Origin of the sequence: Xenorhabdus siamensis, assembly GCF_037996745.1 — a bacterium.
GTDB lineage: Bacteria > Pseudomonadota > Gammaproteobacteria > Enterobacterales > Enterobacteriaceae > Xenorhabdus > Xenorhabdus indica.
In genome coordinates, this window is the sequence record NZ_JBBMXE010000005.1 from 297,023 (window position 1) to 323,424 (window position 26,402).

General features: G+C 43.9%; 20 protein-coding genes. 7 read left to right on the forward strand and 13 right to left on the reverse strand.

Going from position 1 to position 26,402, the window contains the following annotated elements; translation table 11 throughout:
* Positions 1-115 precede the first annotated feature (115 nt).
* The 3 genes from glnG to glnA form a co-directional block, all read right to left on the reverse strand.
* Entirely contained in the window at positions 116-1,546 is a 1,431-nt protein-coding gene (gene glnG / locus AAC852_RS05280) for a nitrogen regulation protein NR(I) (protein ID WP_340620113.1), read from the reverse strand.
* A gap of 8 nt (positions 1,547-1,554) precedes the next feature.
* Positions 1,555-2,598: a nitrogen regulation protein NR(II) gene (glnL, locus tag AAC852_RS05285; RefSeq protein WP_340620114.1), complete on the reverse strand. Its 1,044-nt coding sequence runs from the start codon at positions 2,596-2,598 to the stop codon at positions 1,555-1,557.
* Positions 2,599-2,774: 176 nt separating this feature from the next.
* Positions 2,775-4,184, reverse strand: a complete 1,410-nt coding sequence (gene glnA, locus AAC852_RS05290) for a glutamate--ammonia ligase (RefSeq protein ID WP_340620115.1) — start codon at positions 4,182-4,184, stop codon at positions 2,775-2,777.
* Positions 4,185-4,688: 504 nt separating this feature from the next.
* Here glnA and typA point away from each other — a divergent pair.
* From typA to fabY, 4 genes are all read left to right on the forward strand, one after another.
* Positions 4,689-6,512, forward strand: coding sequence for a ribosome-dependent GTPase TypA (typA, locus tag AAC852_RS05295; protein WP_340620116.1), 1,824 nt, complete (start codon positions 4,689-4,691; stop codon positions 6,510-6,512).
* A 247-nt stretch (positions 6,513-6,759) separates the two neighbouring features.
* Positions 6,760-7,377, forward strand: a complete 618-nt coding sequence (gene yihX / locus AAC852_RS05300; RefSeq protein ID WP_340620117.1) for a glucose-1-phosphatase — start codon at positions 6,760-6,762, stop codon at positions 7,375-7,377.
* Positions 7,378-7,510: 133 nt separating this feature from the next.
* A complete protein-coding gene (dtd, locus tag AAC852_RS05305) occupies positions 7,511-7,948 on the forward strand; it encodes a D-aminoacyl-tRNA deacylase (RefSeq protein WP_340620245.1) in 438 nt (145 codons plus the stop codon).
* 173 nt (positions 7,949-8,121) lie between these two features.
* Positions 8,122-9,039: a fatty acid biosynthesis protein FabY gene (fabY, locus tag AAC852_RS05310; RefSeq protein WP_340620118.1), complete on the forward strand. Its 918-nt coding sequence runs from the start codon at positions 8,122-8,124 to the stop codon at positions 9,037-9,039.
* Positions 9,040-9,056: 17 nt separating this feature from the next.
* On the opposite strand, the gene AAC852_RS05315 is transcribed toward fabY, so the two are convergent.
* Positions 9,057-10,874, reverse strand: a complete 1,818-nt coding sequence (locus AAC852_RS05315) for an AsmA family protein (RefSeq protein WP_340620119.1) — start codon at positions 10,872-10,874, stop codon at positions 9,057-9,059.
* A gap of 199 nt (positions 10,875-11,073) precedes the next feature.
* Positions 11,074-12,465, reverse strand: a complete 1,392-nt coding sequence (locus tag AAC852_RS05320) for a nucleobase:cation symporter-2 family protein (RefSeq protein ID WP_340620246.1) — start codon at positions 12,463-12,465, stop codon at positions 11,074-11,076.
* A 241-nt stretch (positions 12,466-12,706) separates the two neighbouring features.
* On the opposite strand from AAC852_RS05320, the gene gltS reads away from it, so the two are divergent.
* Positions 12,707-13,918, forward strand: a complete 1,212-nt coding sequence (gltS, locus tag AAC852_RS05325; RefSeq protein WP_340620120.1) for a sodium/glutamate symporter — start codon at positions 12,707-12,709, stop codon at positions 13,916-13,918.
* Positions 13,919-14,019: 101 nt separating this feature from the next.
* Here gltS and recG read toward each other — a convergent pair whose 3' ends face one another.
* The 5 genes from recG to gmk are packed head-to-tail and all read right to left on the reverse strand — an operon-like array spanning position 14,020 to position 19,920.
* Entirely contained in the window at positions 14,020-16,101 is a 2,082-nt protein-coding gene (recG, locus tag AAC852_RS05330) for an ATP-dependent DNA helicase RecG (protein ID WP_340620121.1), read from the reverse strand.
* Between the two features lie 22 nt (positions 16,102-16,123).
* Positions 16,124-16,831: a tRNA (guanosine(18)-2'-O)-methyltransferase TrmH gene (gene trmH, locus AAC852_RS05335; protein WP_340620122.1), complete on the reverse strand. Its 708-nt coding sequence runs from the start codon at positions 16,829-16,831 to the stop codon at positions 16,124-16,126.
* Between the two features lie 5 nt (positions 16,832-16,836).
* The gene (gene spoT, locus AAC852_RS05340; RefSeq protein WP_340620123.1) at positions 16,837-18,948 is read right to left on the reverse strand and encodes a bifunctional GTP diphosphokinase/guanosine-3',5'-bis pyrophosphate 3'-pyrophosphohydrolase; all 2,112 of its coding nucleotides are present in this window, start codon (positions 18,946-18,948) and stop codon (positions 16,837-16,839) included.
* An 18-nt stretch (positions 18,949-18,966) separates the two neighbouring features.
* Positions 18,967-19,242 (reverse strand): DNA-directed RNA polymerase subunit omega, encoded by a 276-nt coding sequence (gene rpoZ / locus AAC852_RS05345; protein WP_047683454.1) that lies wholly within the window; start codon positions 19,240-19,242, stop codon positions 18,967-18,969.
* Between the two features lie 54 nt (positions 19,243-19,296).
* Entirely contained in the window at positions 19,297-19,920 is a 624-nt protein-coding gene (gene gmk / locus AAC852_RS05350; protein WP_340620124.1) for a guanylate kinase, read from the reverse strand.
* Positions 19,921-20,226: 306 nt separating this feature from the next.
* Between gmk and ligB the strand changes: the two genes are divergently transcribed.
* The gene (ligB, locus tag AAC852_RS05355) at positions 20,227-22,038 is read left to right on the forward strand and encodes an NAD-dependent DNA ligase LigB (protein WP_340620125.1); all 1,812 of its coding nucleotides are present in this window, start codon (positions 20,227-20,229) and stop codon (positions 22,036-22,038) included.
* Between the two features lie 118 nt (positions 22,039-22,156).
* On the opposite strand, the gene AAC852_RS05360 is transcribed toward ligB, so the two are convergent.
* A complete protein-coding gene (locus AAC852_RS05360) occupies positions 22,157-22,774 on the reverse strand; it encodes a trimeric intracellular cation channel family protein (protein WP_340620126.1) in 618 nt (205 codons plus the stop codon).
* A 134-nt stretch (positions 22,775-22,908) separates the two neighbouring features.
* Here AAC852_RS05360 and AAC852_RS05365 point away from each other — a divergent pair, with 134 nt between their 5' ends.
* The gene (locus AAC852_RS05365) at positions 22,909-24,225 is read left to right on the forward strand and encodes a YidR family protein (protein ID WP_340620127.1); all 1,317 of its coding nucleotides are present in this window, start codon (positions 22,909-22,911) and stop codon (positions 24,223-24,225) included.
* A gap of 70 nt (positions 24,226-24,295) precedes the next feature.
* Here AAC852_RS05365 and AAC852_RS05370 read toward each other — a convergent pair whose 3' ends face one another.
* Both AAC852_RS05370 and AAC852_RS05375 read right to left on the reverse strand, forming a co-directional pair.
* On the reverse strand, positions 24,296-24,646 hold the full coding sequence (locus AAC852_RS05370; protein WP_340620247.1) for a YceK/YidQ family lipoprotein: 351 nt from the start codon (positions 24,644-24,646) through the stop codon (positions 24,296-24,298).
* Positions 24,647-25,076: 430 nt separating this feature from the next.
* Entirely contained in the window at positions 25,077-26,333 is a 1,257-nt protein-coding gene (locus AAC852_RS05375; RefSeq protein ID WP_340620128.1) for a valine--pyruvate transaminase, read from the reverse strand.
* Positions 26,334-26,402 lie beyond the last annotated feature (69 nt).

A 26,402-nucleotide genomic window follows, 5' to 3' on the forward strand; every position in this document is an offset into this window, starting at 1 on the left:
GTATACGGTTTATTACTGCCTGTAGCGCTGATATGCCGCCAAGATGCTAATTGGGCTCTCGGCGGGGTTAATACCAACCTGACAGTCATTTGGGATAGCAAAGCTATTTGTTAACTTATCCCAACCCCAATTCCTTCAATTTCCGTGTTATTGTATTCCTTCCCCAACCGAGTAAACGGGCGGCTTCCTGTTTATGTCCATTCGTATGTGTCAGGGCACAGTTAAGTAAGGTACGTTCTAACCGCGGTAATATATCAGAAAGGAGATCAACCCGGCCTTCCTGTAAGGCTTTTTCTGCCCATGCAGCCAATTGCTGTGACCAATCTCCCGATGATAAAGGGAGGGAAGCAGGAGGATGATTTGTTTGCTTAGAGGACTGATTTTCAATTAAATCAGACGGTAAATCTTGTACCAGAATTTCCTTACTGGCTGCCATCACAGTCAACCAGCGACAAACGTTCTCTAGCTGACGGACATTTCCAGACCATGACAGGTGCATCAGCGCGCTTTCGGTATCAGGATGTAGTGTTTTCGCTTCAACACCCAGCTCCTTGGCTGTTTGTTGCAGAAAATGTTGTGCCAGACGGGGGATATCTTCTACACGATCCCGCAAAGGCGGCAACTGTACGCGGATCACGTTCAGACGATGATAGAGATCTTCACGGAATTTACCCTCTTTAACCCGTTGCTCAAGGTTCTGGTGGGTCGCTGCAATAATTCGTACATCAACTTTTACTGGTGCATAGCCACCTACGCGATAGAATTGCCCTTCTGCCAGAACTCGCAAAAGGCGCGTTTGGATATCTAGTGGCATATCGCCGATTTCATCCAGAAACAGCGAGCCTCCATTGGCTTGCTCAAAACGCCCGTGACGAACCTGATTGGCACCAGTGAAAGCGCCTTTCTCGTGACCAAATAGTTCTGACTCAATTAAATCTTTTGGAATTGCAGCCATATTCAAGGCAATAAAAGGGGCTGTGGCTCTTGGACTATGGCGGTGCAGAGCATGGGCAACCAATTCTTTCCCTGTGCCTGATTCACCATTGATTAAGACACTGATGGAGGAGCGAGAAAGCCGTCCGATAATCCGGTAGACCTCCTGCATGGCAGGAGCTTCTCCAATCATTTCAGAGACTGATGACGTTATCTTAGAATTCCGGGATGAGTGCTGTTGTTCCCAGGAATGACTTAAGGCACGTTCAACCAACGCGACAGTTTCATCAATATCGAATGGCTTCGGTAGATAATCGAATGCACCGTGTTGATAGGCGCTGACGGCTGCATCCAAATCGGAATGGGCAGTCATAATGATGACCGGAAGTTGTGGATAGTTCTGTTTGATTTGATTGAGTAAACTTAATCCATCCAGGCCCGGCATACGGATGTCTGACAGCAAAACTTCGGGACAATCTTGTGATAGTGCTGCCAATACGGAATCTGCGTTTTCAAAACTGGTGCACTCCATACCTGCGCCATTCAGTGCGCGTTCAAGTACCCAGCGGATAGAGCTGTCGTCATCAACGATCCAGATTTTTCCTCGTTGCATAGTATCCCCTATTTCTTGATAGGCAGGTAAATAGAAAACTCCGTATGTCCCGGCCAACTGGTAAATTCAATTTTTCCAGCATGTTGATCAATAAGACTGCGGGCAATAGATAAACCTAGCCCGGTTCCTCCCTCATGCCCACTCACCATTGGGTAGAATAGTGTATCTTGAATACCGGGAGGAATACCTGGCCCATTGTCTTCAATATCAATTCTGGCAGCTAAGCGATAACGCTCACCATGTAAGGTGATTTGGAATGCTGTTCGGGTTCGTAAGGTGATTATGCCACCTTGACTGCCTAATGCTTGTAGAGCATTGCGGGTAATATTCAATAAAACCTGTTCAATCTGATCAGGGTAATGGGACAGCTCCGGCAGGCTAGGATCATAGTCCTTGATTAATGTGACATTGTCGGGCATTTCCAGTGATACCAGTTGATAAACCCGTTCTACCACATAGTGAATGCTCTGGCGGATCTGGGTTCCGGGATGTTGTGGCCCCAATAATCGATCCACAAGGGTGCGAAGCCTGTCTGCCTGTTCGATAATGACTTGAGTATATTCTTGTAGGGAGGGATCTGGCAGTGTTTTTGCCAACAATTGTGCAGCTCCCCGTAAACCCCCCAGTGGGTTTTTGATTTCATGTGCCAGCCCCCGAACCAATTCCCGCGCAGCCGCCTGCTGTGCCTGTTGTATCTGCTCTTGGCTTAAACGACGCTGGCTATCCATAGGAGCGAGTTCCAGCAGAATAAACTGTTCGGAAATTGGTTGGGCACTGAGCGACATAACATGTGAGTGATTGTTGATCACTAATAAGACTTCGTTATCCGTAAAACCATGCCTACGTATCAGACTGGAACGCATAAATTCCGTATCTAATGAGATATAGCTGAACAATACCGGAAGAGGAGTGCCGAATAATTTATGTGTACTTTGTGCCAGAAGTTGCATGGCGGAATGATTGGCATAGTGGATAATTAAATCGTTATCCAGTACCAACACACTGTTTATCAGTGAATCAAGAATCTGTTCTGTTTTGGGAAAATCAGCCATTTCTATCCAACCTTTCAGCCTTTGCACTTTTTTGGTGCATTGTATCTTATTTGATCATGAATTGGTCACCCACTCTATCGAGAAGGAAGGTTCAGAGGGAAAAGAGCCCATCCGAAGATGGGCCAAAAGTTTCACGGCAACAAAATAAAAAGGAAAAATGGTAATGCTTTTAAGCACTACACACTGTAATACAGTTCAAACTCCAGAGGATGCGGAGTCATACGGACGCGTTCGATTTCACTGTTCAAGACACCAATATAAGCATCAATTGCATCATCAGTGAAAACACCACCGTGGGTTAGGAATTCGCGATCGGTATCCAGTGCAGCCAGTGCTTCTTCCAGAGAAGAGGCTACAGTTGGGATCTCTTGGGCTTCTTCGGCTGGCAGATCATACAGGTTTTTATCCATCGCATCGCCCGGATGTATTTTGTTGATGATACCATCAAGGCCGGCCATAAGCAGAGCAGAGAAGGCCAGATAAGGATTGGCGGCCGGATCTGGGAAACGTACTTCAATACGACGGGCTTTACTGCTGGCTACAACCGGAATACGAATAGACGCAGAGCGGTTGCGGGCAGAATATGCCAGCATCACGGGAGCCTCAAAACCAGGTACTAGACGCTTATACGAGTTAGTAGTTGGATTAGTAAAGGCATTCAGAGCACGGGCATGTTTGATGATGCCGCCGATATAGTAAAGAGCCAGTTCAGATAACCCACCATATTTGTCGCCGGCGAACAAGTTGACCCCGCCTTTAGCCAGTGACATGTGACAATGCATTCCTGAGCCGTTATCTCCGACCAGCGGTTTTGGCATAAATGTCGCTGTTTTGCCGAAAGTATGGGCGACATTATGGACCACATATTTATAAATTTGGGTTTCATCCGCTTTTTTGGTCATGGTGTTGAAACGAGTTGCGACTTCGTTCTGACCCGCCGTTGCCACTTCGTGGTGGTGGGCTTCCACAACCAAACCCATTTCCTCCATAGTCAGGCATATTGCTGAACGCAGATCCTGAGAAGAGTCCACCGGAGGCACAGGGAAATAGCCACCTTTAACTCCTGGGCGATGGCCTTTGTTACCGCCTTCATAGCGAGTGCCGCTATTCCAGGCTGCTTCGGTATCATCAATATGATAATAAGAACCTGAAATAGAACTGCCGAAACGGATATCATCAAACAGGAAGAATTCCGGTTCTGGCCCAAACAAAACAGTATCTGCAATATCACTTGCACGCAGGAAATCTTCTGCACGTTTTGCAATAGAGCGAGGGTCACGACTATAGCCTTGCATTGTGCCGGGTTCTAAGATATCGCAACGTATAATGAGCGTGGTATCGTCAAAGAAAGGGTCAAGCATTGCGGTAGATGGATCTGGCATTAATACCATGTCGGATTCATTGATACCTTTCCAACCTTTGATAGATGAACCGTCGAACATTTTGCCATCTTCGAAGAAATCTTCATCAATTTGGTGGGCAGGAATAGTGATGTGCTGTTCTTTACCTTTAGTGTCAGTAAAACGTAAGTCAATAAACTTCACCTGATGTTCTTCAATCATGGACAAAACATGTTCAACGGACATATGCGTTCTCCTGGTTTACGTAAGCTGGATAAGGTGCAGGCTGCCTTATCTTAAGTGGCTGATAGTGTCTTTGTATACAGCCAATTTTTATTGCAATTTTCAATGCCAGAATACAATGCGAAAAGCGTGCCAACTTTTAAAAATCATTGAATATGAATGTGTATATTTATAAACAGGTATAAAACTCAGCAAATGGATAAAAGCACAGAGGGATAGTTAAGTATATTTGCACCAAATGGGTGAATAAAAAGTTAATAATGCACCATTTTGGTGAAAATAAATAAGGTTAAGCCGTTACAGATACTGTTATTATCACTTTAAGTTATGACACGTTTATATTCAGAAAATAGATAAACTTCAAAAGTGATGCACTTCACATTTATTTCACTCTGTAGCTATAACGTGTAAAATAGCACCATATTTGTGTTAAATGAGAGTAGCGTTGCGAACTGTCACGCTGTCTGTATTTAATATTTCTTCAAATAGCTAAAACGGTAAAAATACTTGTCAATTAATAATTTAAGAAATATTGCCATTATCGCTCACGTTGACCATGGCAAAACTACGCTGGTTGATAAACTCCTACAGCAATCTGGTACATTTGATGAGCGTACAGCGGCAACCGAGCGCGTGATGGATTCTAATGATCTGGAAAAAGAACGTGGTATCACCATTCTTGCAAAAAACACCGCTATTAAATGGAATGACTACCGTATCAATATCGTAGATACCCCAGGCCACGCCGACTTCGGTGGTGAAGTAGAGCGCGTGATGTCAATGGTCGACAGTGTTTTGCTGTTGGTAGATGCGATGGATGGCCCGATGCCGCAGACTCGCTTTGTCACTCAGAAAGCCTTCGCTCACGGTTTGAAGCCAATTGTAGTTATCAACAAAGTTGATCGTCCTGGTGCTCGCCCTGACTGGGTAGTCGATCAGGTATTCGACCTGTTCGTAAACCTTGGTGCGACCGATGAACAGTTGGATTTCCCTATTGTTTACGCATCTGCACTGATGGGGATTGCCGGTAACGACCACACAGATATGGCAGAGGATATGGCTCCGCTGTATCAGGCAATCGTTGAGCATGTTGAGCCGCCTAAAGTTGATCTTGATGGCCCATTTCAGATGCAGATTTCTCAGTTGGATTACAACAACTACGTTGGGGTTATTGGGATCGGTCGTATCAAGCGCGGAACAGTAAGACCAAACCAGAACATCACTATTATTGATAGTGAAGGTAAGACGCGTAATGGTAAAGTTGGTAAAGTTTTCAGTCACCTGGGATTAGATCGCATCGAATCTGACAAAGCGGAAGCGGGTGATATCATTGCGATTACCGGTCTGGGTGAACTGAACATCTCTGATACGCTGTGTGAGGTTAATGCAGTTGAAGCTTTGCCAGCCTTGGCAGTTGATGAGCCTACCGTTAGCATGTTTTTCTGTGTTAACACCTCACCGTTCTGTGGACGTGAAGGTAAGTATGTGACCTCCCGCCAGATCCTGGATCGTTTGAAAAAAGAGTTGGTTCATAACGTTGCACTGCGTGTTGAAGAAACTGAAGATCCAGACGCTTTCCGTGTATCTGGTCGTGGTGAGCTGCATCTCTCCGTCCTGATTGAGAATATGCGTCGTGAAGGTTTCGAATTGGCGGTTTCTCGTCCAAAGGTTATTTTCCGTGAAATTGATGGTCGTAAGCAGGAACCTTTCGAGCAGGTAACACTGGATATCGAAGAGCAGCATCAGGGGGATGTGATGCAGGCGCTTGGTGAACGTAAAGGTGAAATGCGTGATATGTTGCCGGATGGCAAAGGTCGCGTGCGTCTGGATTACGTGATCCCAAGCCGTGGTTTGATCGGTTTCCGTACTGAATTCATGACCATGACTTCTGGTACTGGTCTGCTGTACGCAACCTTCAGCCATTATGATGATATCCGTCCAGGTGAAATTGGTCGTCGCCAGAATGGAGTACTGATTTCCAATGGTCAGGGTAAAGCGGTTGCTTATGCTCTGTATGGCTTGCAGGAGCGTGGTAAGTTGTTCCTTGGTCACGGTACAGAAGTTTATGAAGGCCAGATCATTGGTATCCATTCCCGCTCCAATGACCTGACCGTAAACTGTCTGACAGGTAAAAAACTGACTAACGTTCGTGCTTCTGGTACAGATGAAGCGACAACGCTGACTCCACATATCAAGAAAACATTGGAGCAAGCGCTGGAGTTCATTGATGATGACGAACTGGTTGAAGTTACACCACAATCAATTCGTTTGCGTAAACGTCATCTGACTGAAAATGATCGTCGTCGCGCAAGCCGTAGTAAAGAAGTTTAATTTCTTTTGAATAGCTTAGGGTGCTTTGGCACCCTGAGTTTTATCAGCGCTCTTCTGTCCTGACCAAACTCTTCTCCCTGTCGCTTACCTGCATTAGCCTGCTAGTATTACGACTTAGTTAAATTGTTAACTGTTTCAATGACGCTGACTCAATAGCGTAATTTGTCTGTTCTTTGTCGTCTTACCCTTTTTTCTTGATTAAATTATGATAAAAGTACAAAACCATAAGCACCAGTCAGGAGGGATTATGCTGTACATTTTCGATATGGGTAATGTGATTATTGATATTGATTTTAAAAGAGTACTGGCTGTCTGGAGTAACTTAAGTGGTACACCACTGGCAACGTTGACGACCAAATTTACAATGGGAGAAGCATTTGAAAAGTATGAATGCGGACAAATCACGGATACAGAATTTGTTGAAGTACTGTGTGATGAAATGGAAATCTCACTCAGCTTTGAGCAATTCTCTGAAGGTTGGAATGCGATTTTCATTGGTGTCAGGCAGGAAGTCATTGAGTTAATGAATAAACTGAGGGAGCAGGGGCACAGGGTTGTTGTATTATCCAACACAAACCATTTGCATCTCCAGTACTGGTCACAACACTACCCTGAAATCACTGCATCGGCAGATTTTCTTTATCTGTCCCAAGACCTGGGAATGCGTAAACCGAATCAGAATATTTTTAAATATTTGCTTGAAAAAGAAGGTGTAGCTGCTGAGCAGGCAGTTTTTTTTGATGATGTTTTGGAACATACTGATGCAGCAAAAAAATTAGGTATCAATGCTATTTATGTGACTGACAGGAAAATCATTCCTAATTATTTTAAAACACATGACTTCTCACTTCCCAAAGCAACATAGTATCTTTCACATAACCGTTCTCATTTAACTGTTTCACGTAACAGTTAACAGGTTCTAAATGGGATGGCATCTTGGCAAGCAAGGTTCTATCCCTACAGGTTACTCTATCTCTTATGGATCACTCACAAGAAAAATGATTGCATTAATTCAACGTGTAACACAGGCAGAAGTTGTTGTTGAGGGTAAAACTGTTGGAGAAATTGAACAGGGACTGTTGGTTTTTCTGGGGGTTGAAAAAGAAGATGATCAACAAAAAGCTCAGCGTCTGTGTGACAAAGTAATGGGATATCGCGTGTTCAGCGATGAGTATGGGAAAATGAACCTGAATGTTCAGCAAGCTAATGGGAGCTTATTGGTTATTTCCCAATTTACCTTGGCTGCTGATACTCAAAAAGGTTTAAGACCGAGTTTTTCTGGTGGCGCTGAACCTCAAAAAGCTGACCAACTTTATCGCTATTTTGTTGAACGGTGCCGTGCAACAGGTATAAAAACAGAAATGGGGCAATTTGCTGCGGACATGAAAGTGAGTCTAACAAATGACGGGCCTGTGACTTTCTGGTTGCAAGTATGATATGTACCCAAATGGATTTCAGGATGCAGTGAACAAAGCTGTAATTTGAAAGACACCGGGTATAAGTGCGTACCTTTTTGGGAGCGATGAATATAACAAAATAAGATAACCATCATTTGCTGTATGCATTTTTTTGACTACACATGACAACACGCAAAGAAGGGGCTGTTTCTATGTATCACCTCAGAGTACCTCAAACCGAACAAGAGCTGGAAACTTATTACCAATTTCGTTGGGAGATGTTGCGTAAGCCACTTCATCAGCCGATTGGCTCAGAAAGAGATGCTTATGATTCGATGGCTCATCATCAAATGGTGGTGGATGAAATGGGCAAACCAGTTGCTGTTGGGCGTTTATATATCAATGCAGATAGTGAAGGTGCCATCCGTTTTCTGGCCGTTGACCCTAATGAACAGCAGAAAGGGTTAGGCACACTGATTGCAATGGCATTGGAATCTGTTGCCAGACAAGAAGGTGTAAAGCGGATTGTTTGCAGTGCACGTGAGGATGCTGTTGATTTCTTTAGTAAGTTGGGATTTCAAAACCGGGGTCTTATTAATGGTGCTCAGTCGTCTCCTATCAATCATTTCTTGATGATTAAGCCGATTATGAGTCTTGATGATATTTTGCACCGCCCGGACTGGTGTGCGGAATTGCAACAGGCGTGGTACAAGCACATTCCCTTGAGTGAAAAAATGGGGTTGCGTATTACTCAATACACAGGGCAACGTTTTATTACCACAATGCCGGAAGCAGGTAACCAGAACCTTCACCATACTATTTTTGCCGGTAGCTTGTTTTCTCAATCGGCATTAACAGCGTGGGGATTGATCTGGTTGTTATTACAGGAGCGTCAATTGGGGGGAGATATCATTCTGGTTGATGCGAATATTCGTTACCATAAACCAATCATTGGCCGTCCTAGTGCTGTTGCTGACCTCAACAATATGAGTGGTGATTTAGCTCGACTTGCACGTGGTAATAAAGCGCGTGTTAAGCTGGAAGTACAAGTAAGCGGTGAACTGGGCGTGGGTAGTGTGTTCACCGGTACTTATATTGTATTGCCTGCTGAACGCGCTTCTACAACCTGAATCTGCTATAACCGACGCTATAACCGAATAGTAGTACAGGTTTTAGCTTTTTCTGTTTCTGTGGTAGAACTGTTTGCGCTGTCTTTTTGTAATTGCTCTGTATGAGATTGCCCTGCTTCGTTAGATTGGTCTGCATAAGATTGTCCGGCAGGGCAGTTATCGGTTGAAATTATCCCTTGTTTAATCGATTGTGACTCTTTATTGGATGATCTGTCTTCGGCAGCCAATGTGCCACTAATGGTATCTTTAATATTGTCAGTTGAGAGATCACCAGTGATAGCCAGTGAAAAATTGCCATCGCCATGTACATTGAGCGGTATCCAGCCCCATTGTGGCAGAATACCCAAGTCCACATTCATTCCCTTAAAGTTGAGCTGAAAAGGTTTTTGAGAAGCCGACTGTTCAACCGCACCGTTAAATTGTAGTAATCCATCACCCGTGAAAGCATTTATTTTATCAATCACGACTCTGTCATCTGTAGCATGTAATTGCAGGTAGGGACGAGCGATTTCTACTTTATTGAATGTGCCACTGGCTGCTTGTAACGATGCTTGTCCATTCCATAGTCCCCAATGACCATTTTTCAGGATATCCATAGCATCGATATAGCCTGATAGTGTGGTGAGCTGAAATGGAAAATCAGGATTCGCATCAATCAGGAGTGTATTGTTAATACTGACATTGTTTAATTTTAGTGCTGAAATCCATTCTGGTGCGGGATTTTTGATATAGTCATGCCACTCTGCTGGCAGGAAGTAAATCAAGCCCGTCACTGAACTGTCGTTGAGGGTTAACTGGCGGCTCTGGCGATCCCATTGAGCTTTAACATTGAATAAACCTTTCTGGTAATGAGTTGTCAGATTGGCGATGGTAAAAATATCACCGGAAAATCGGAATTTACCCAATATATCCCGGAATTGAGCGTCATTGAAGGTCATATTCATAGCATTAAAATCAATCAAGCCATCTTCAGCCTGCCAACGCCCATTAACTAACCCCAGTCCTTTGATGGTTGTATCAAGATAGTCGACAGACCAATCTTTCCCTTGTAGTTTGGCGTTAGTGAGATTGAGATCTTTAATGTGGATAGTCGGGAGTTGATGCGTTTTTTCTACAAGAGCAGCCAGTGCCATTGGAGACTGCCAGCGTATGTCATTGATCAGGATATTATCCCAGTTCCAACTGCCATCCGGTAATTGTTGTCCGTTTCCAGAGATGAAACCTTTCAGAAACTCTGAACCAAAGGAGCTTATGGTTAGACTGTTATTCTGGTAGCTCCCCTGCATGACGACCTTATTAAACGGGAGCCCATTTATACTGATTGTACTGGCACTGAACTGGTACTGCCCCGAACCAAAAGGAGAGTTGGTATCAGGTATCCAGGGGGTAATACCGCCGATAATATTTTTCCCCTGAATTTGCGAATGAGGGGTTGTTAACTGAATATCCATCTGATTCAGTTGTAAAATATCGGCTTTCAAAACAGGGGGATACTGATTGCCTGACAGCGCTAATTTACCTTGCTGTAACGTCAGCTTATGGAGATCTGTGAATTTGGGTAGGAATTGCCATTTGAGATCCAGAGCCACCGTATTGGCATTGAGCGAGAAAGAACTCTGTTTATCGCTGGCACTCACCTTATTGAGCATTAGGATCATAGGTCGGAGCCAACTGTGGTCGATATTTTCAATATTGACCTGATAATGGCCTTGCTTGTTGATCCACTGGCTTATTTGTTTGGCTCCCCAGTGTGTCTGGGCAACAAAATAAATAATGATAATTGCCAGAATCAGTAATAACAGTAAAGTAGCAACGCATTTCCCTAACCACTTCATGATCTCACCTCAATACGCTCGTCCTGAAAAGAATCTCTTTTATGCCGTAAAACGGATCGCTACTCAATAGGAAACACTGAAAAAGCACTCATTCCGGCATGCTGGTAAGAAAATTGCGAAGAATATTGCAAAAGAATATGCGAAGAATTACACCAAAAAAACTCCCGCGATCAGCGGGAGAAGGAGAGCCAGGCGAAAATTACGACGATTTTTCTTGAGGAAAAATCAGATTTAGGAGAATGGCTGTGAGCCCACCAGCGGCAATGCCAGAAGAAAGCAGATTTCTTACCCATTCAGGTGCATATTGTAAGATCAACGGTTGTTGAGAAACGCCTAACCCCACAGCCAGTGACAAGGCGATGATCATAATGGCACGTCGATTTAATGGTTCACGGGAAACAATTCTGACACCAGATGCGGCAATCGTACCGAACATCACAATAGTCGCGCCACCTAATACCGGTTCAGGAATATGCTGTACAAAACTTGCTACTGCCGGGAACAGCCCTAATAGAATCAGCATGGAAGCAATAATGTAACCGACATAGCGGCTGGCAACACCAGTCAGTTGGATTACTCCATTATTCTGGCCAAAGCAGGAGTTCGGGAATGTATTAAATACAGCAGAAACCATCGAATTGATACCATTTGCCAATACACCTCCCTTAATGCGCCTCATGTACAACGGTCCGCTGACAGGTTGTTCGGAAACATCTGAAGTTGCTGTAATATCACCAATTGTCTCCAGTGACGTCACCATAAAAATCAGGACAAGTGGGATCAACAATTTCCAGTCAAAAGAGAGCCCATAATACAGCGGAGAAGGAACAGTGATAATTGGTTTGTCTTCTGTTGTGGTTGAATGGGGTAGCATCTCCATATACCAAGCGACTAAGTACCCTACTGTCATGGCAATAACCAGAGATGCAATCCGTAAATAGGGATTATGTTGGCGATTCAGCAGTACGATAATGGCAAGAACAATGCCCGCCAGTAAAAGGTTTTCGGGGGCACCAAACGTACCTTGTTGAATAGCGGTATAACCGCCGCCGATAGAAGTTAACCCAACCTGAATCAGTGACAGACCAATAATCATCACAACAATGCCGGAAACTAGAGGTGTGATGATTTTTCTGGCCAGATGCAGTATGCGGGAAAGAAATATCTCAGTGGTTGCTGCAAGCATCAACGTACCAAACAGGGCAGCCATCATTGTTGGAATATCGGCTCCTCCATTTTTCAGGGCCAGGCCACCCATGATAAGAGGAGCTACAAAATTAAAACTGGTTCCTTGAATGGAAAGCAAACCTGAGCCAATTGGCCCCCAGGAACGGATTTGGATAAGTGAGGCCAACCCTGAAGCAAACAGAGACATGCTGATAATGCGTTGTGTATCTTGTTCGGGAAGCCCAAGAGCTTGACAGATCAATATCGCTGGTGTGATGACAGCGACAAACATTGCCAGCAGATGCTGACAGGCGGCAAACAGAGCATGTGGAAGAGGTGGCTTATCTTCCAGACGGTAAATTAATTCGCTACCCGATTTTTCGGGGGTTTCTGATGATGAGTGTTCGTGGGTTGAGGTAACCATGATGTGGAGTTTCGAGTCAACAAAAAACATATTTTATTGATCTGGTTTATAAAAGCAATCGTTTGCGTTAGATTTTACCTATGGGTTATAACTTTATTTCGTCACATTTTTAAATGTTTTATCTTGTGTTTATCAGTAATTTTTTTTCTAATCCAACCCTTACCTGCTCTTGGCGTTTTTATAGGATGATTATAACGTCGCATTAAATTCACATAATTTTAACAATAGATGGGGTACATAAATGTATCATTTGGATATTTATGGCACGCTCGTTGCGGCCACACTTGTTTTGCTCTTGGGAAGAAAACTCGTACAGTCAATTTCATTTTTTGAGAAGTATACGATCCCGGAGCCGGTCGCAGGTGGCTTGCTGGTTGCTTTTGTTCTGCTGATAGTTAAACAGTCCACGGGTTGGGAAGTCGGCTTTGATTTATCCCTCAAAGATCCTCTTATGTTGGCGTTCTTCGCTACTGTAGGCTTAAACGCTAACCTTGCCAGTCTGAAAGCAGGTGGAAAATCCTTGGTAATCTTTATCGTTGTCGTTGTGGGCTTACTGTTGGTGCAAAACACAGTGGGGATTGCATTGGCGAAAATACTTGGGCTTGATCCATTGATGGGGCTGTTGGCTGGTTCAATCACCCTTTCAGGAGGACACGGAACTGGTGCTGCTTGGGGTAAGGTATTTACTGAACGTTATGGTTTTGAGAATGCCACTGAAGTCGCAATGGCATGTGCAACATTTGGTTTAATACTGGGAGGCCTGATTGGTGGCCCTGTTGCCCGTCTGTTGGTAAGAAATAACAAAACACCTGGCCTGGAAGCTGAAGATACTGAAGTTCCGACTGCGTTTGAAAAACCCTATACCGGCCGTTTAATTACACCATTAGTGATGCTCGAAACCATCGCTTTAATATCTATCTGTTTGTTAGCGGGTAGCTATCTTGAAAAGGTTCTGGAAGGTACGCTCTTTTTGCCAACCTTTGTGTGTGTTCTGTTTACCGGGGTGATACTCAGTAATGGCTTGTCCTTGCTTGGTTTTTATCGGGTATTTGACCGGGCAGTGTCAGTGCTAGGTAACGTCAGTTTGTCTCTCTTCCTGGCAATGGCATTGATGAGTCTTAAATTGTGGCAACTGGCGTCCCTTGCGCTACCGATGTTGGTGATCCTTGCTATACAAACAGTGGTTATGGCTCTGTACGCTATTTTCGTCACTTACAGAGTGATGGGTAAAAATTATGATGCGGCGATATTGTCAGCCGGTCACTGTGGTTTTGGTTTGGGTGCCACACCAACGGCGATTGCAAATATGCAGGCGATTACTGACCGCTTTGGGCCATCACATGTGGCGTTTTTGCTCGTACCGATGGTAGGTGCATTCTTTATTGATATCGTTAATTCAGCCGTTATCAAGATTTATCTGTTATTACCAGTATTTCCATCTGTAGCAGGCTAACTTAACTCACCTTTGCTTTTGCCTGATATCTTGGCTAAATATGCCGCTGAAATTATCAGCGGCATATTTTTAATTATCTTATAAGCATGATAACTCATTGATTAGGCATGACTGTATTGCGAACGGTCGGACAGCCAGCGTTCAATCAGTGCTTTGGCATGTTCAGGATAGTGCTGGTGGATATAGCGGGCAATACGTTGCACTTCGGGGAGCATTCCCTGATCCCTTAATAAATCGGCAATCCTAAATTCGACGTTACCAGTCTGACGCGTACCAAGCAGTTCACCTGGTCCTCGAATTTCCAGATCTCTTTGGGCGATGACAAAACCATCATTACTATCCCGTAGGACTTGCAGACGTATTTTGGCTGTATTGGTCAGCGGTGTCTTATAGAGCAGGACACAGTGGGAAGCGACTGCTCCACGCCCGACGCGGCCACGGAGCTGGTGTAATTGAGCCAGCCCTAACCGTTCGGGGTTGTCGATGATCATCAGGCTGGCGTTAGGAACGTCCACACCGACTTCAATCACCGTGGTGGCAACCAATAACTGTAGTTCCCCTCGCTTGAAAGCCTCCATAATGGATTGCTTTTCCGCCGGTTTCATCCGCCCATGCACGAGGCCGATTTTCAACTCAGGTAGCGCCAGGGCCAATTCTTCACTGGTAACTTGAGCCGCTTGTGCTTCCAGAACTTCGGAGTCTTCAATCAGGGTACATACCCAATAAGCCTGACGTCCTTCATCTAAACAAGCACTTTTAATACGCTGAATAATTTCATTTCGACGAGTATCAGGGATAGCGACAGTTGTTACAGGTGTCCGTCCAGGGGGAAGTTCATCAATAATGGAAGTATCTAAATCGGCATAAGCGGTCATTGCCAATGTTCGTGGAATAGGTGTTGCAGTCATGATCAATTGATGAGGATGAAACCCCTGTTCACGTCCTTTTTCCCAAAGAGCCAGACGTTGATGAACACCGAATCGGTGTTGTTCATCGATAATGACCAATGCCAGCCCGGCAAATTTAACTTGCTCTTGAAACATTGCGTGAGTACCGACGACCATACTTACCTGACCACTGGCAATGGCTTCTTGTTGCGCTTGGCGCGCCTTGCCTCTTTGCTTACCCGCAAGCCATCCTACCTGAATACCTAGTGGTTCAAACCACTGGCGAAACGTGTTGGCATGTTGCTCCGCAAGAAGTTCGGTGGGAGCCATTAAGGCAACCTGCTTTCCGTGTACAATCGCTCGTATTGCAGCGAGTGCTGCCACCAGCGTTTTACCGGAACCGACATCACCTTGTATCAGCCGCATCATCGGGACATTTTTTTCCAGATCATGCTCTATTTCCCTTACTACACGTTCCTGCGCACGTGTTGGCGAAAAAGGGAGCCGATCCAGTAATTGCTGTTTTAATGAATTGTCTGCCGTGAGCGGTTGGGCATGGAAACGCTGAGCTCCGGCTCTGACCGCCAGCATACTTAAATGATGTGCCAGCAGTTCTTCCAGAATTAATCGGCGTTGTGCTGGATGTTTACCATTTTCCAAATCCGCCAGAGAAATATCCGGGGGTGGACGGTGCAGAGTACGCAGAGCATTGGGAAGGCTGATAATCTGCTGACTAAACTGATCTGGCAATAATTCATTAATTGCGCAAGTATCAAGTAATTCCAGAGCCTGTTCGATTAGTTTGCGTAGTGTGGTTTGGCGTACTCCCTCTGTTGTGGGATAGATAGGTGTTAATGTATCTTGCAATTGAATACGTTCAGCGTGTTGCTGGATTTTGTATTCTGGATGGATAATTTCGGCACCTTGGGAGCCGCGGCGGATTTCACCATAAGCAATGATATGCTTGCCTTCTGCCAGACTATTCTTCATGGCAGCAGTGAAATTAAAAAAACGCAGAGTTAATATGCCTGTTCCGTCGCTGATTTGACAGGTCATTATACGCCGACGCCCAAAAGTCACATTGGTACGCAATATTTCACCCATCACCGTAGCATAAATACCGGGTAATACATCGTTAATAGCATACAGGCGGGTTTGATCTTCATAACGGAGAGGTAAATGCAACAATAAATCCTGTAGATTGACCAATCCCAACCTGGCAAGTTTAGTCACCTGATTGGCTCCAACACCATGTAAAGTGGTTAATGGGATGGCATCAAGTAGTCGGCCTTTCATACCTATTCTCCGTCAGTGTGATTTATTTCCCTGTTGGTGGTGCGGTCGTTGCCTGCATTGTTGCCCACCAAGATTCACTTGCGATAATTTGCCCTTGTTTATCAATGAACGGTCGTTCCAACCCTTTACGATGCGCGACCGCAGCTAAAACAGGATATCCGCCATCAAACAGTAACTTTTGTTGCTCCTCTTCGGAGAGCGTACTTTCTTCCCGCTGATACATACCAGCGAGTTGGCGTTGCCGCTGTGCTTCATACAGGATCAGAGCAGAGGCAACAGAGACATTCAGTGACTGAACCATACCTGCCATCGGAATGATAATGTCATGATCTGCCAGCGCGATAGCCTGTTTGGAAATCCCTTTCTTTTCCTGCCCCATAATGATGCAGGTAGGTTTAGTGTAATCAATCTGACGGAAATCAGCCGCTTTATCAGAAAGATTGGTGGCTAATATCTGCATTCCGGCGGTCTTAAACTGGATAATAGCGTGTTCAATAGATGAGTGGGTTTCTACCTGAACCCAACTGTTACTACCTGCCGCAGAGGAGAGCTGAGTTCGTAACTGATGAGCAGGCCAAATGGCATGGATTTGATGAATGCCAACTGCATCTGCAGAGCGAATAACTGCGGATACATTATGGGGTTTGTGTACTTCTTCTAAACAAATCGTTAAGTCAGGTTGACGCATTGCCATCATCTGACAAATACGTGCATAACGTTTAGGATTCATAACCTCTAGTTTCGGTTACGGCTGACTCGCAGTACATCCGGCATAACACGTATTTTACGCATGATATTTGCCAATTGGATACGGTCTTTGGTTGTCAGCCTGATGAAAGCACAATAAACGCGGCCATCTTTTTCCTCGGTATTCATACTTTGGATGCTGGAATTTGCATCATTAATAGCTGCTGTCAGATTTGCCAGTGCTCCCTGATGGTTAAACATATCAACTTTAATTTCAGCGATGAAATCGCTATTGGCATCTTTATCCCATTCAACAGGCATGAATTTTTCCGGCTCTTTTTGATAACCACGGATATTACGGCAAGATTCGTGATGGATAACTAAACCTTTCCCCGGACTGATATGGGAAATAATCGGGTCACCTGGAATCGGTCGACAACACTTAGCAAAGGTAATCAGGATGCCATCGGCACCTTTGATTGGCAGCTTACGGGATTGACTGCTATTACCGTTCGGAATTTTTTCTGTAGCACCCAATAGATTATGAGCAACGACGACACTCATCGCATTACCTAATCCTATTTCTGCCAGCAGGTCATCAAGTGAAGCGAGTTTCATTCTTGCCAATTCTCTGTCGATATTTTCCTGCGGAATATCGTTAATTTTCAGTCCATTGCCAAGTGCATGATTGAGCAGACGCCGTCCCAGACTCACGGAATCATCCCGTTTAAGGTTTTTCAGTAACTGGCGTATTTTAGCGCGTGCTTTAGAGCTGACGACAAAATTCAGCCATGCCGCATTAGGGCGGGCGCTTGGGGCGGTAATGATTTCGACGGTTTGCCCACTGCTTAGGGTCTGAGATAGCGGGTAAGGCAGACGATCAACTCGAGCCCCGACACAAGCGTGACCAATATCCGTATGGACAGCATAAGCAAAGTCAACAGGTGTTGCACCTGCCGGTAATTCGACAATACGTCCTTCAGGAGTAAAAACGTAAATCTCATCAGGGAATAGATCAGATTTAACGCTTTCAATGAATTCAAAAGAGCTACCAGCACTCTGCTGAAGTTCCAGCAGGCTTTGCATCCAGCGTTGGGCACGGACTTGCGCTGTGGTGACTGATTCCCCTTGTTCTTTATAAGCCCAATGTGCCGCAACCCCCATTTCTGCCATTTGATCCATGTCTTCTGTCCGGATCTGGACTTCAACAGGTACTCCGTGTGGACCGATTAGAGAGGTATGCAAGGATTGATAGCCGTTGGCCTTAGGAATGGCAATATAATCTTTCACCCTACCGGGACGGGGTTTATACAGGCTGTGCATTTGCCCTAAAACACGGTAACAGGTATCAAGGTTGTCGACGATGACACGGAACGCGTAAATATCCATAATGGAATGAAAACGCTGTTCTTTCAGGTGCATCTTGCGATAGATAGAGTAGAGATGTTTTTCCCGTCCATTGACGGTACATTGGATGCCTGCATCCGTTAATCTACCTTCAATTTCTGCCAGAATTTTCTGGATCATTTCCTTACGGTTGCCACGAGCAGCTTTAACAACCTCTTTAATCACCCGATAGCGGTTAGGATACAAGGCTTCAAAACCAAGCTCTTCCAGTTCTGTTTTCAGGTGATGGATCCCCAGTCGATGGGCCAACGGACTGTAGATTTCTAACGTTTCCCTGGCGATGCGCCGCCGTTTATCAGGGCGCAGAGAACCAAGGGTTCGCATGTTGTGTGTTCGGTCTGCCAGTTTGATCAGAATGACGCGGATATCCTGTACCATTGCCATGATCATCTTGCGGAAGTTTTCGGCCTGAGCTTCCTTTTTATCACGGAAGTTCAGCTTGTCCAGTTTGGAGACACCTTCCACTAATCCGGCGACGGTGGTGCCGAATAATTGCTCAATATCCTGAAATGTTGCAGGTGTATCTTCAATGACGTCATGCAGAAGTGCGGCCATAAGTGTTTCATGGTCAAGACGCATTTCAGCCAGAATACAAGCAACAGCGACGGGATGAGTGATATATGGCTCACCACTGGAGCGGGTTTGCCCTTCGTGGGCATCCCGTGCTACGACATAAGCCTGCTTTAATAGATCAATTTGATCTTCAGGCAAATATTTAAGTACAAGCTGGTTCAGGCTTTCAAACAGGTACAAGGCAGACCTACCGTAAAGTTAACGACGACCGTCGGCGATAGCAGAAACAGCTTTAATTTCTGCAGCTTCTTGCTCCTGCTGCTCTTGACGTTCACGAACATCAAGAATTTTATTATTGATAAGACCTTGCTCGATTTCACGCAGAGCGATAACAGTCATCTTATCGTTTTCTTCAGGAACAAGAGGATCTTTTCCACCTACCTGCAATTGGCGTGCTCGGCGAGCAGCGACCAACACCAGGTCAAAACGGTTACCAATTTTTTCTACTGCGTCTTGAACAGTTACGCGTGCCATATGTGTGCTACTCCACAGATAAATAAATGACTGGGCATAATACTGAAACTTAGTTCAGTCTGCCAATAATTTGCTGATTAACGCATCATGTCGTCGAGTCTGCCTCTCTAATCGCAGACGTTCGGAACGAATAATGGATTGTAAATCGGCCAGAGCTGTATTGAAATCGTCATTGATGATGACATAGTCATACTCTCTATGATGCTCCATTTCTGTAACAGCCTGATACATTCGTTTAGCGATGACTTCTTCGCTGTCCTGACCACGGCCACGCAGACGGCGGAGTAATTCTTCCTTTGAAGGAGGAAGAATGAAAATGCTACGAGCCGCAGGCATTTTCTGACGGATTTGTTGCGCACCCTGCCAGTCAATATCAAGAAAAACGTCGACACCACTAGCGAGAGTATCTTCGATAATTTTGCGGGAAGTACCGTAATAGTTACCAAAAACACAGGCATGTTCCAAGAATTCATCATGGTTAATCATATTTTGGAATTCATCGATTGTGATGAAATAATAATGTTCACCATGATTTTCGCCAGGGCGGGCCGGACGAGTTGTATGTGAAACAGAAACCTGAGTGTCATACAAAGGCTGGGTTTTTAATAAAGCCTGAATAAGGCTTGATTTACCTGCTCCACTTGGGGCAGAAACAATATATAACGTTCCTTGACTCATGCTGATTTCTTGACTGATTGGGGTATTAATAAATGCAAGCGCAGGAAGATAAATCCCACATAGTATACACGGATACGCTAATCCATGCAGCGTTACAATACATGTCAACGGGCATTTCAACAAAATTTTTTCTTAACAAACAGATATTCAAGCAATATTTTGCAAAACATTTTCAGAAAAAATAAACGGTTGTAGAAATTGAACAATTATTTTTCGAAACACTTCGCAAACTCCTTTCTTCTATCTTGGTACAAGTCGAATTTCTTTTTATTCTCTGTTCGTGTTTAAGGGACATATGGAGCAAGGATGCTTAATTTTCTGATTATAATTTTGGTATTGCTGTTTGGAATGCCGATGGCATTAGCAGATTGCCCGATTTGGCCAAAGGAAAAACTCCAGCTTGAAATAGAACGCTTGACACCACAGATAGCGAAATGGGATCACCTTTATCGTCAGCAGGGAATCAGTGAAATAGATGATGAGATTTATGATCAACTATTGGAAACCTTGACGCTCTGGCAGGATTGTTTGAAGCAGAAACAAGACCATACCCTTGCTATACCTGCTTTATCAAATAAGACAGTATCAGACAAGGCTTTGATAGATAAATCATTCTCGCCAGTGGTGCCACATAAGGTGGATCTAACTAGTGAAAAACAGTTTCACCCCGTCCAGCATACAGGCTTGCATAAACTAAAAGGAATAGAGGAAGTTCGCCGATGGTTACAAGGACGCTCAGCCGTTTGGATACAGCCCAAAATTGATGGAGTTGCAGTTACGTTGGTTTATCAAAGTGGTTTCTTGGTCAGATTAATCAGCAGGGGGAATGGCGCAGAAGGAACAGATTGGCTGGATAAAAGTGAATTTATTTCCAGTATTCCTAAACAGATAGAAAATGCACCGGATCATATGGTGTTACAAGGAGAACTCTTTTGGCAACAGAATAACCATCGTCAATCTATTGCAGGTAGTCAGAATGCACGCAGCAAGGTCGCTGGGTTGATGATGCGTAAAACTCCTTCACCGGAACTCAGCCAAATAGGGATCTTTGTATGGAGTTGGCCGGATGGGCCAGATGAGATGGCAGTTAAACTAGAGAAACTGTCATCAATGGGATTTTCCATGACACAGCAATATAGCCATCAAATTTTCAGTGCAGAAGATGCGGAGGAAAAGTGGAAAATGTATTTTACCCATCCTCTCCCTTTTGCCACAGACGGTATTGTTTTAAGGCAGGAAACTGAGCCTGCTGGCAGGCAATGGCGTGCTGGTTCAAACAGTTGGTCGATTGCGTGGAAGTATCCTTTGCAGCAGCAAGTTACAACAGTAAAAGATGTTCAGTTCAAGATCGGTCGGACAGGAAAAATATCTGTTTTATTAGAGCTGGAAAAAGTGCAATTAGACGATAGACAGATCAATCGTGTTCATATTGGCTCAGTAAGACGTTGGCAGCAATGGGATGTTTATCCGGGAGATAAAGTGACCGTGACACTGGCGGGACATGGCATACCAAAACTCGATAAAGTGGTATGGCGCATTGCGGAACGTCAAAATATTCAGCCTCCTAATATGCGGCAGTTTCATTCGCTCAGTTGTTTTGTAATGAATAACCAAGATTGCCAACAGCAGTTTATTGCTCGTCTGACATGGATGGGAAAGAAATTGAAAATGAAGGGGGTTGGACAAGGTATATGGGCTGCTTTGGTAAGGGAAGGACGGGTAACACATTTGGCAGGCTGGTTGGGATTGAATAAGAAACAACTTGCTGAAATACCTAATATTGGTTCTAAACGTGCGGAGCTAATTTTCACCCAATTTCAGCAGGCACAACGACAGCCAGTCTCATTATGGCGTGAAGCGATAGGGATGCCTTATGCCAATAGATTTATGGATGAAGTAAATCAGTACAGGGACGTACAATTATCTGAAACAAAAATCGGCAGTATTTTAACAGCAAAACAAAGAATAAAAATTGAGGAGTTTTTACAACACCCCGAAGTTAAAGAACTGGTTGAAGCATTAACTTTACAGGGAATTAATATTAATGTGCATGGAATGGCTTTGCATGACGTTGATTTACATGTAGGGCCTTCACAGGAAGCGGTTTTTTTGCCGTAGTTCTCTTTGACAGGAAGTCGGGAAATGTAGAACAGAAAAATCCAGAAAAGAAAACGGTAGACAGGTAAACATGCAAGAGCGAAGGAGCAAGCATTTGCTCCAAACGCCCAGATTAATATCAATGGTCAGCACCATCATAATTGAAGATGGGTAACCCAAGACGATAGCGAATAGCAATCAAGCGGGCGGTTAGGCCTGCGATAAGGGTGATGATAATTACACTGTTTGGATGCAGTGGAGTCTGTAATAACGCGATATATAACCAAGCAGCCGCAAAAGAGACACCAGCGTAGATCTCTTTCTGGAATACTAATGGAATGGTGTTACAAAACATATCGCGCAGTACTCCACCAAAAACACCAGTAATAACAGCGGCAATGGCGGCAATGACGGGGCTGTAGTGCATATCCAGTGCGATTTGTGCGCCAATAATTGAAAAAACAATTAAACCAATCGCATCAAGAATAAGAAATAAACGTCGAAGGTGTTTCATCATTGGGGCTACCCAAATGGTGACTACTGCGGCGCAGGCAACAGTCACAATGTATTCTGGGTTTTTAACCCAACCAAGCGGGTAGTGGCCCAGAATAATATCACGAACGGAACCACCACCAATGGCTGTTACAGAAGCAATAATAATTACGCCGAATACATCCATTTTTCGACGACCTGCGGCTAAGGCACCTGTCATGGCTTCAGCCGTGATACCAATGATATAAAGGACACTGAGTAGCATAAATTTAATTAAATGGAATATAACGTGAAATAAAGAATAATGCTGAAATAATAATGTCTCGATTGAAATTTTTTAGTTAAATTTTAATAGCATTAGTTTTTATTATCCGAATCTTCGAATACTAAGGTAGAAAAATGGTTTTTAAGGAACGCCAGATTACATTCGACAACCGTAGCCATCAGATAACTAATATAAATATCTGGACCCCTGATAGCCAGTGGTTAGTCTATGATGTACGTCCTAATGGGGCAGACTTTACTGGCTTAACGATAGAAAAAATTCATATAAATAATGGACAGACAGAGATTATTTATCAGGCAAAAGACGGTGCGCATGTCGGTGTTGTAACAGTTAGTCCGCAGGAACCAGTTCGTTATGCGTTTATTCATGGCCCGGAAAATCCCGATGCTCACTGGCAATACGATTTTCATCATCGCCGTGGTGTGATTGTTTCCGATATTCAGCCAAATGTTACTGTTAATATTGATGCGTTAGACATTACCTCACCTTATACAGCCGGAGCCTTGCGTGGTGGTACACATGTGCATGTTTTCAGTCCTGATGGCAGCCGTTTAAGCTTTACTTATAACGACCACGTTATGCATGAGTTGGATCCCGCACTTGATTTACGCAATGTAGCAGTCGCTATTCCATTAAGAGCGGTGATATCAGCCAAAAAACACCCAAGAGAATATGATGGTAGCTATTTTTCGGTGGTAGTGAGCCGCACAACAGCACATCCACGCCCTGGTAGTGATGAGATCAATCGTGCATATGAAGAAGGGTGGATTGGGCAACAGGGTTATCTTAAAAAGAATGGACAATGGCAGCGTTGGGCTCTGGCCTTTATTGGTGATACATGCGCTGAAAATGGTGAAAAGATCCCTGAAATTTACCTTGTTGACCTGCCTGAGCATGATGAAGATTATGCGGTTGAAGGTAATCAACCATTAACCGGAACGGAAACGACCTTACCTGCACCACCTGCGGGAGTGAAACAGCAACGTTTAACATTTACCCACCAGAATCGTTGGCCGGGAGTAGTCAGTACTCCCCGGCATTGGTTAAGAACCTCTCCAGATGGCAACAAAATTTGTTTTCTGATGAAAGATGATAAGGGAACTATCCAGTTATGGTATGTATCCCCAAAAGGGGGAGAACCAGTACAGGTCACGCATAATGCACATGACATACAATCTGCATTTAACTGGGATAGCCGGGGCCGATTTATTGCTTTTGTCTGTGATAACAGTGTTATGCTCTGTGATAGCCAAAATGGTAAAGTTCAGCGACTAACAGCACGTAGTGACCTTGCTCCATGTGCTGATGCAATAGTGATCTCACCTGATGATCGTCATGTTGCTTTTATGCGTGACATTAATGGCTATCGTCAGATCTTTATTGTTGAAACAGGCATCGTTGCACCATCTTTGCGCAGTAACGATGCCTGAAAAAACATATTAAGACAATTTTCAGCACAATGGGTACTGGTAGAGTTGGGTTTGATAGAGCAATGAAGAATCAGTCCGCACCATTTATGGGCTCATCTGGTATCTGTTGTGTATGAGTTGAACTTTTTTCCGGTTTTTCAATACGAAGCTTAGGTGATTTCCTTGTTTGATCCTGATTTGAGAAAGCATAATCATAAGGGAGCAAAAGAGTGTCTAACAGGGCTGATAATGGTAGATCTACTGCGAGAAAAGGTTTCAGAAACCATCCCGTTTTATCATCTTTTAACATGTTAATATTAGCCTGTGCCCCAGAATAATATCCCTGATTGGGGCCACTATGTGTCATGATACTGGAACAGCCTATAAGCATAGAACATCCGAATATAGTTGCGGATAATAGAAGCAGTTTACTATTTTTCATCATTTCTATTCCATGAACCCAATGAGTTAATTTGCCGATATCCAAGTTCTTATATCTACTTTAACGTTACTTTTCCTAATCATAAAGATAACTCTATATGATTATTTACTATAGACAGGTTATATTCAGTTTGCTATAGCACTTATTGTTAAATGCAATGATTTTTGTCAGAAGATTTTTAAATAATTTCACATAGTAGAGGCAATTTAAAGTTAAAAAATCTTATCTATTCAGGCCATTAGATTTTTTATTTTCTGGTTAAATATGCCGAGTTCAGGGAAAGCGTATAAACAAGGATTGTTTTCCTTTCCTACTATGTGTGAAGAATTCTTTTGGGATTCTAATAACTACTGTCCTGTTCTCAGGTAAAAAGTCCTCGTTATTATTTTACTCCCTCACCTTAAATGAGGGAGCTTTTTTATTATTCCGGTTAGCGATCTGCTTCTTTATGAGCGATTTCAATTTCTTCGGATAAAATTCGGACACCTTCTTCGATTTTCTCTAAATCAGGGACATAGTTCATGCGCATACATTGATGGGCGTGAGGCCAGTTGTGTTCCAAACCAGGGAAAAAGTAGTGGCCCGGCACCATCAACACTTTTCGTTTTTTTAATCGCTGATAAAGGACTTCTGTCGTAATAGGCAGATTTTTAAACCATAGCCAGAGGAATATTGCTCCTTCTGGTTTATGAATAAGACAGTGCTCTTCTGACATATAACGGCGGATGATCTCAATTACGCGATCTACCCGTTTCTTATAAAATGGCTGAATAACATTCTGGGATAAACGGAACAGATCATTACGGCGGATCATTTCCAGCGTAATAGCAGAACCAACCCCGCCTGGTGCCAGACTAATAACGCCATTCATGTTACTGACAGCATGGATAATTTTTTCATTAGCAATGATGATCCCACAGCGAGTACCTGGTAGCCCCAGTTTGGACAGGCTCATGCACAAGATAATATTCGGATTCCAAAGAGGTGTTGCATTACTGAATACAATACCTGGGAACGGTACACCGTAGGCATTATCGATCAGCAGAGGGATTTGGTGTTGTTGTGCCAACGCGTCCAGGCGCAGTAATTCTTCATCGGTGATGACATTACCTGTTGGATTAGTTGGACGGGAAACACAGATCAAGTTGATATCTTCAGAAATATTCAGATGATCAAAATCAACCCGATATTTAAATTGACCATTGGGTAGTAATTCAATATTGGGCTTATTGGCAACAAATAAACCTTCATCCAGGCCAGAATCAGAATAGCCAATATATTCTGGTGCAAGAGGAAACAGGATCCGTTTCATTGAACCATCTTCAGCACGTCCCGCTAATAAATTGAACAGGTAGAAGAAAGCGCTTTGGCTGCCATTGGTCAGGGCAATATTTTGTGGGTGGATTTCCCAACCAAGCTTTTCTTGTAATTCTTGAGCCAACGCTGCAATTAAAGTGTTTTTCCCCTGTGGCCCATCATAGTTGCACAGTGTTTCGGTCAATTGACCGTTTAACGCTAGATCTGTCAATAGTTGTTGGAAATAGTCATCCATTTCAGGAATATGAGCAGGATTACCACCACCTAGCATAATCGCGCCGGGAGTTCTCAAACCTTTGTTGAGATCATTCATCAGGAGCGTAATTCCTGAATCTTGCGTGAACTTGTTTCCGAATTGAGAGAATTTCATAACAGCAGCTATGTCTTTTTTGTAGGATAAGAGGACACCATACCCCGCACCTTATTACATTGTCACCTG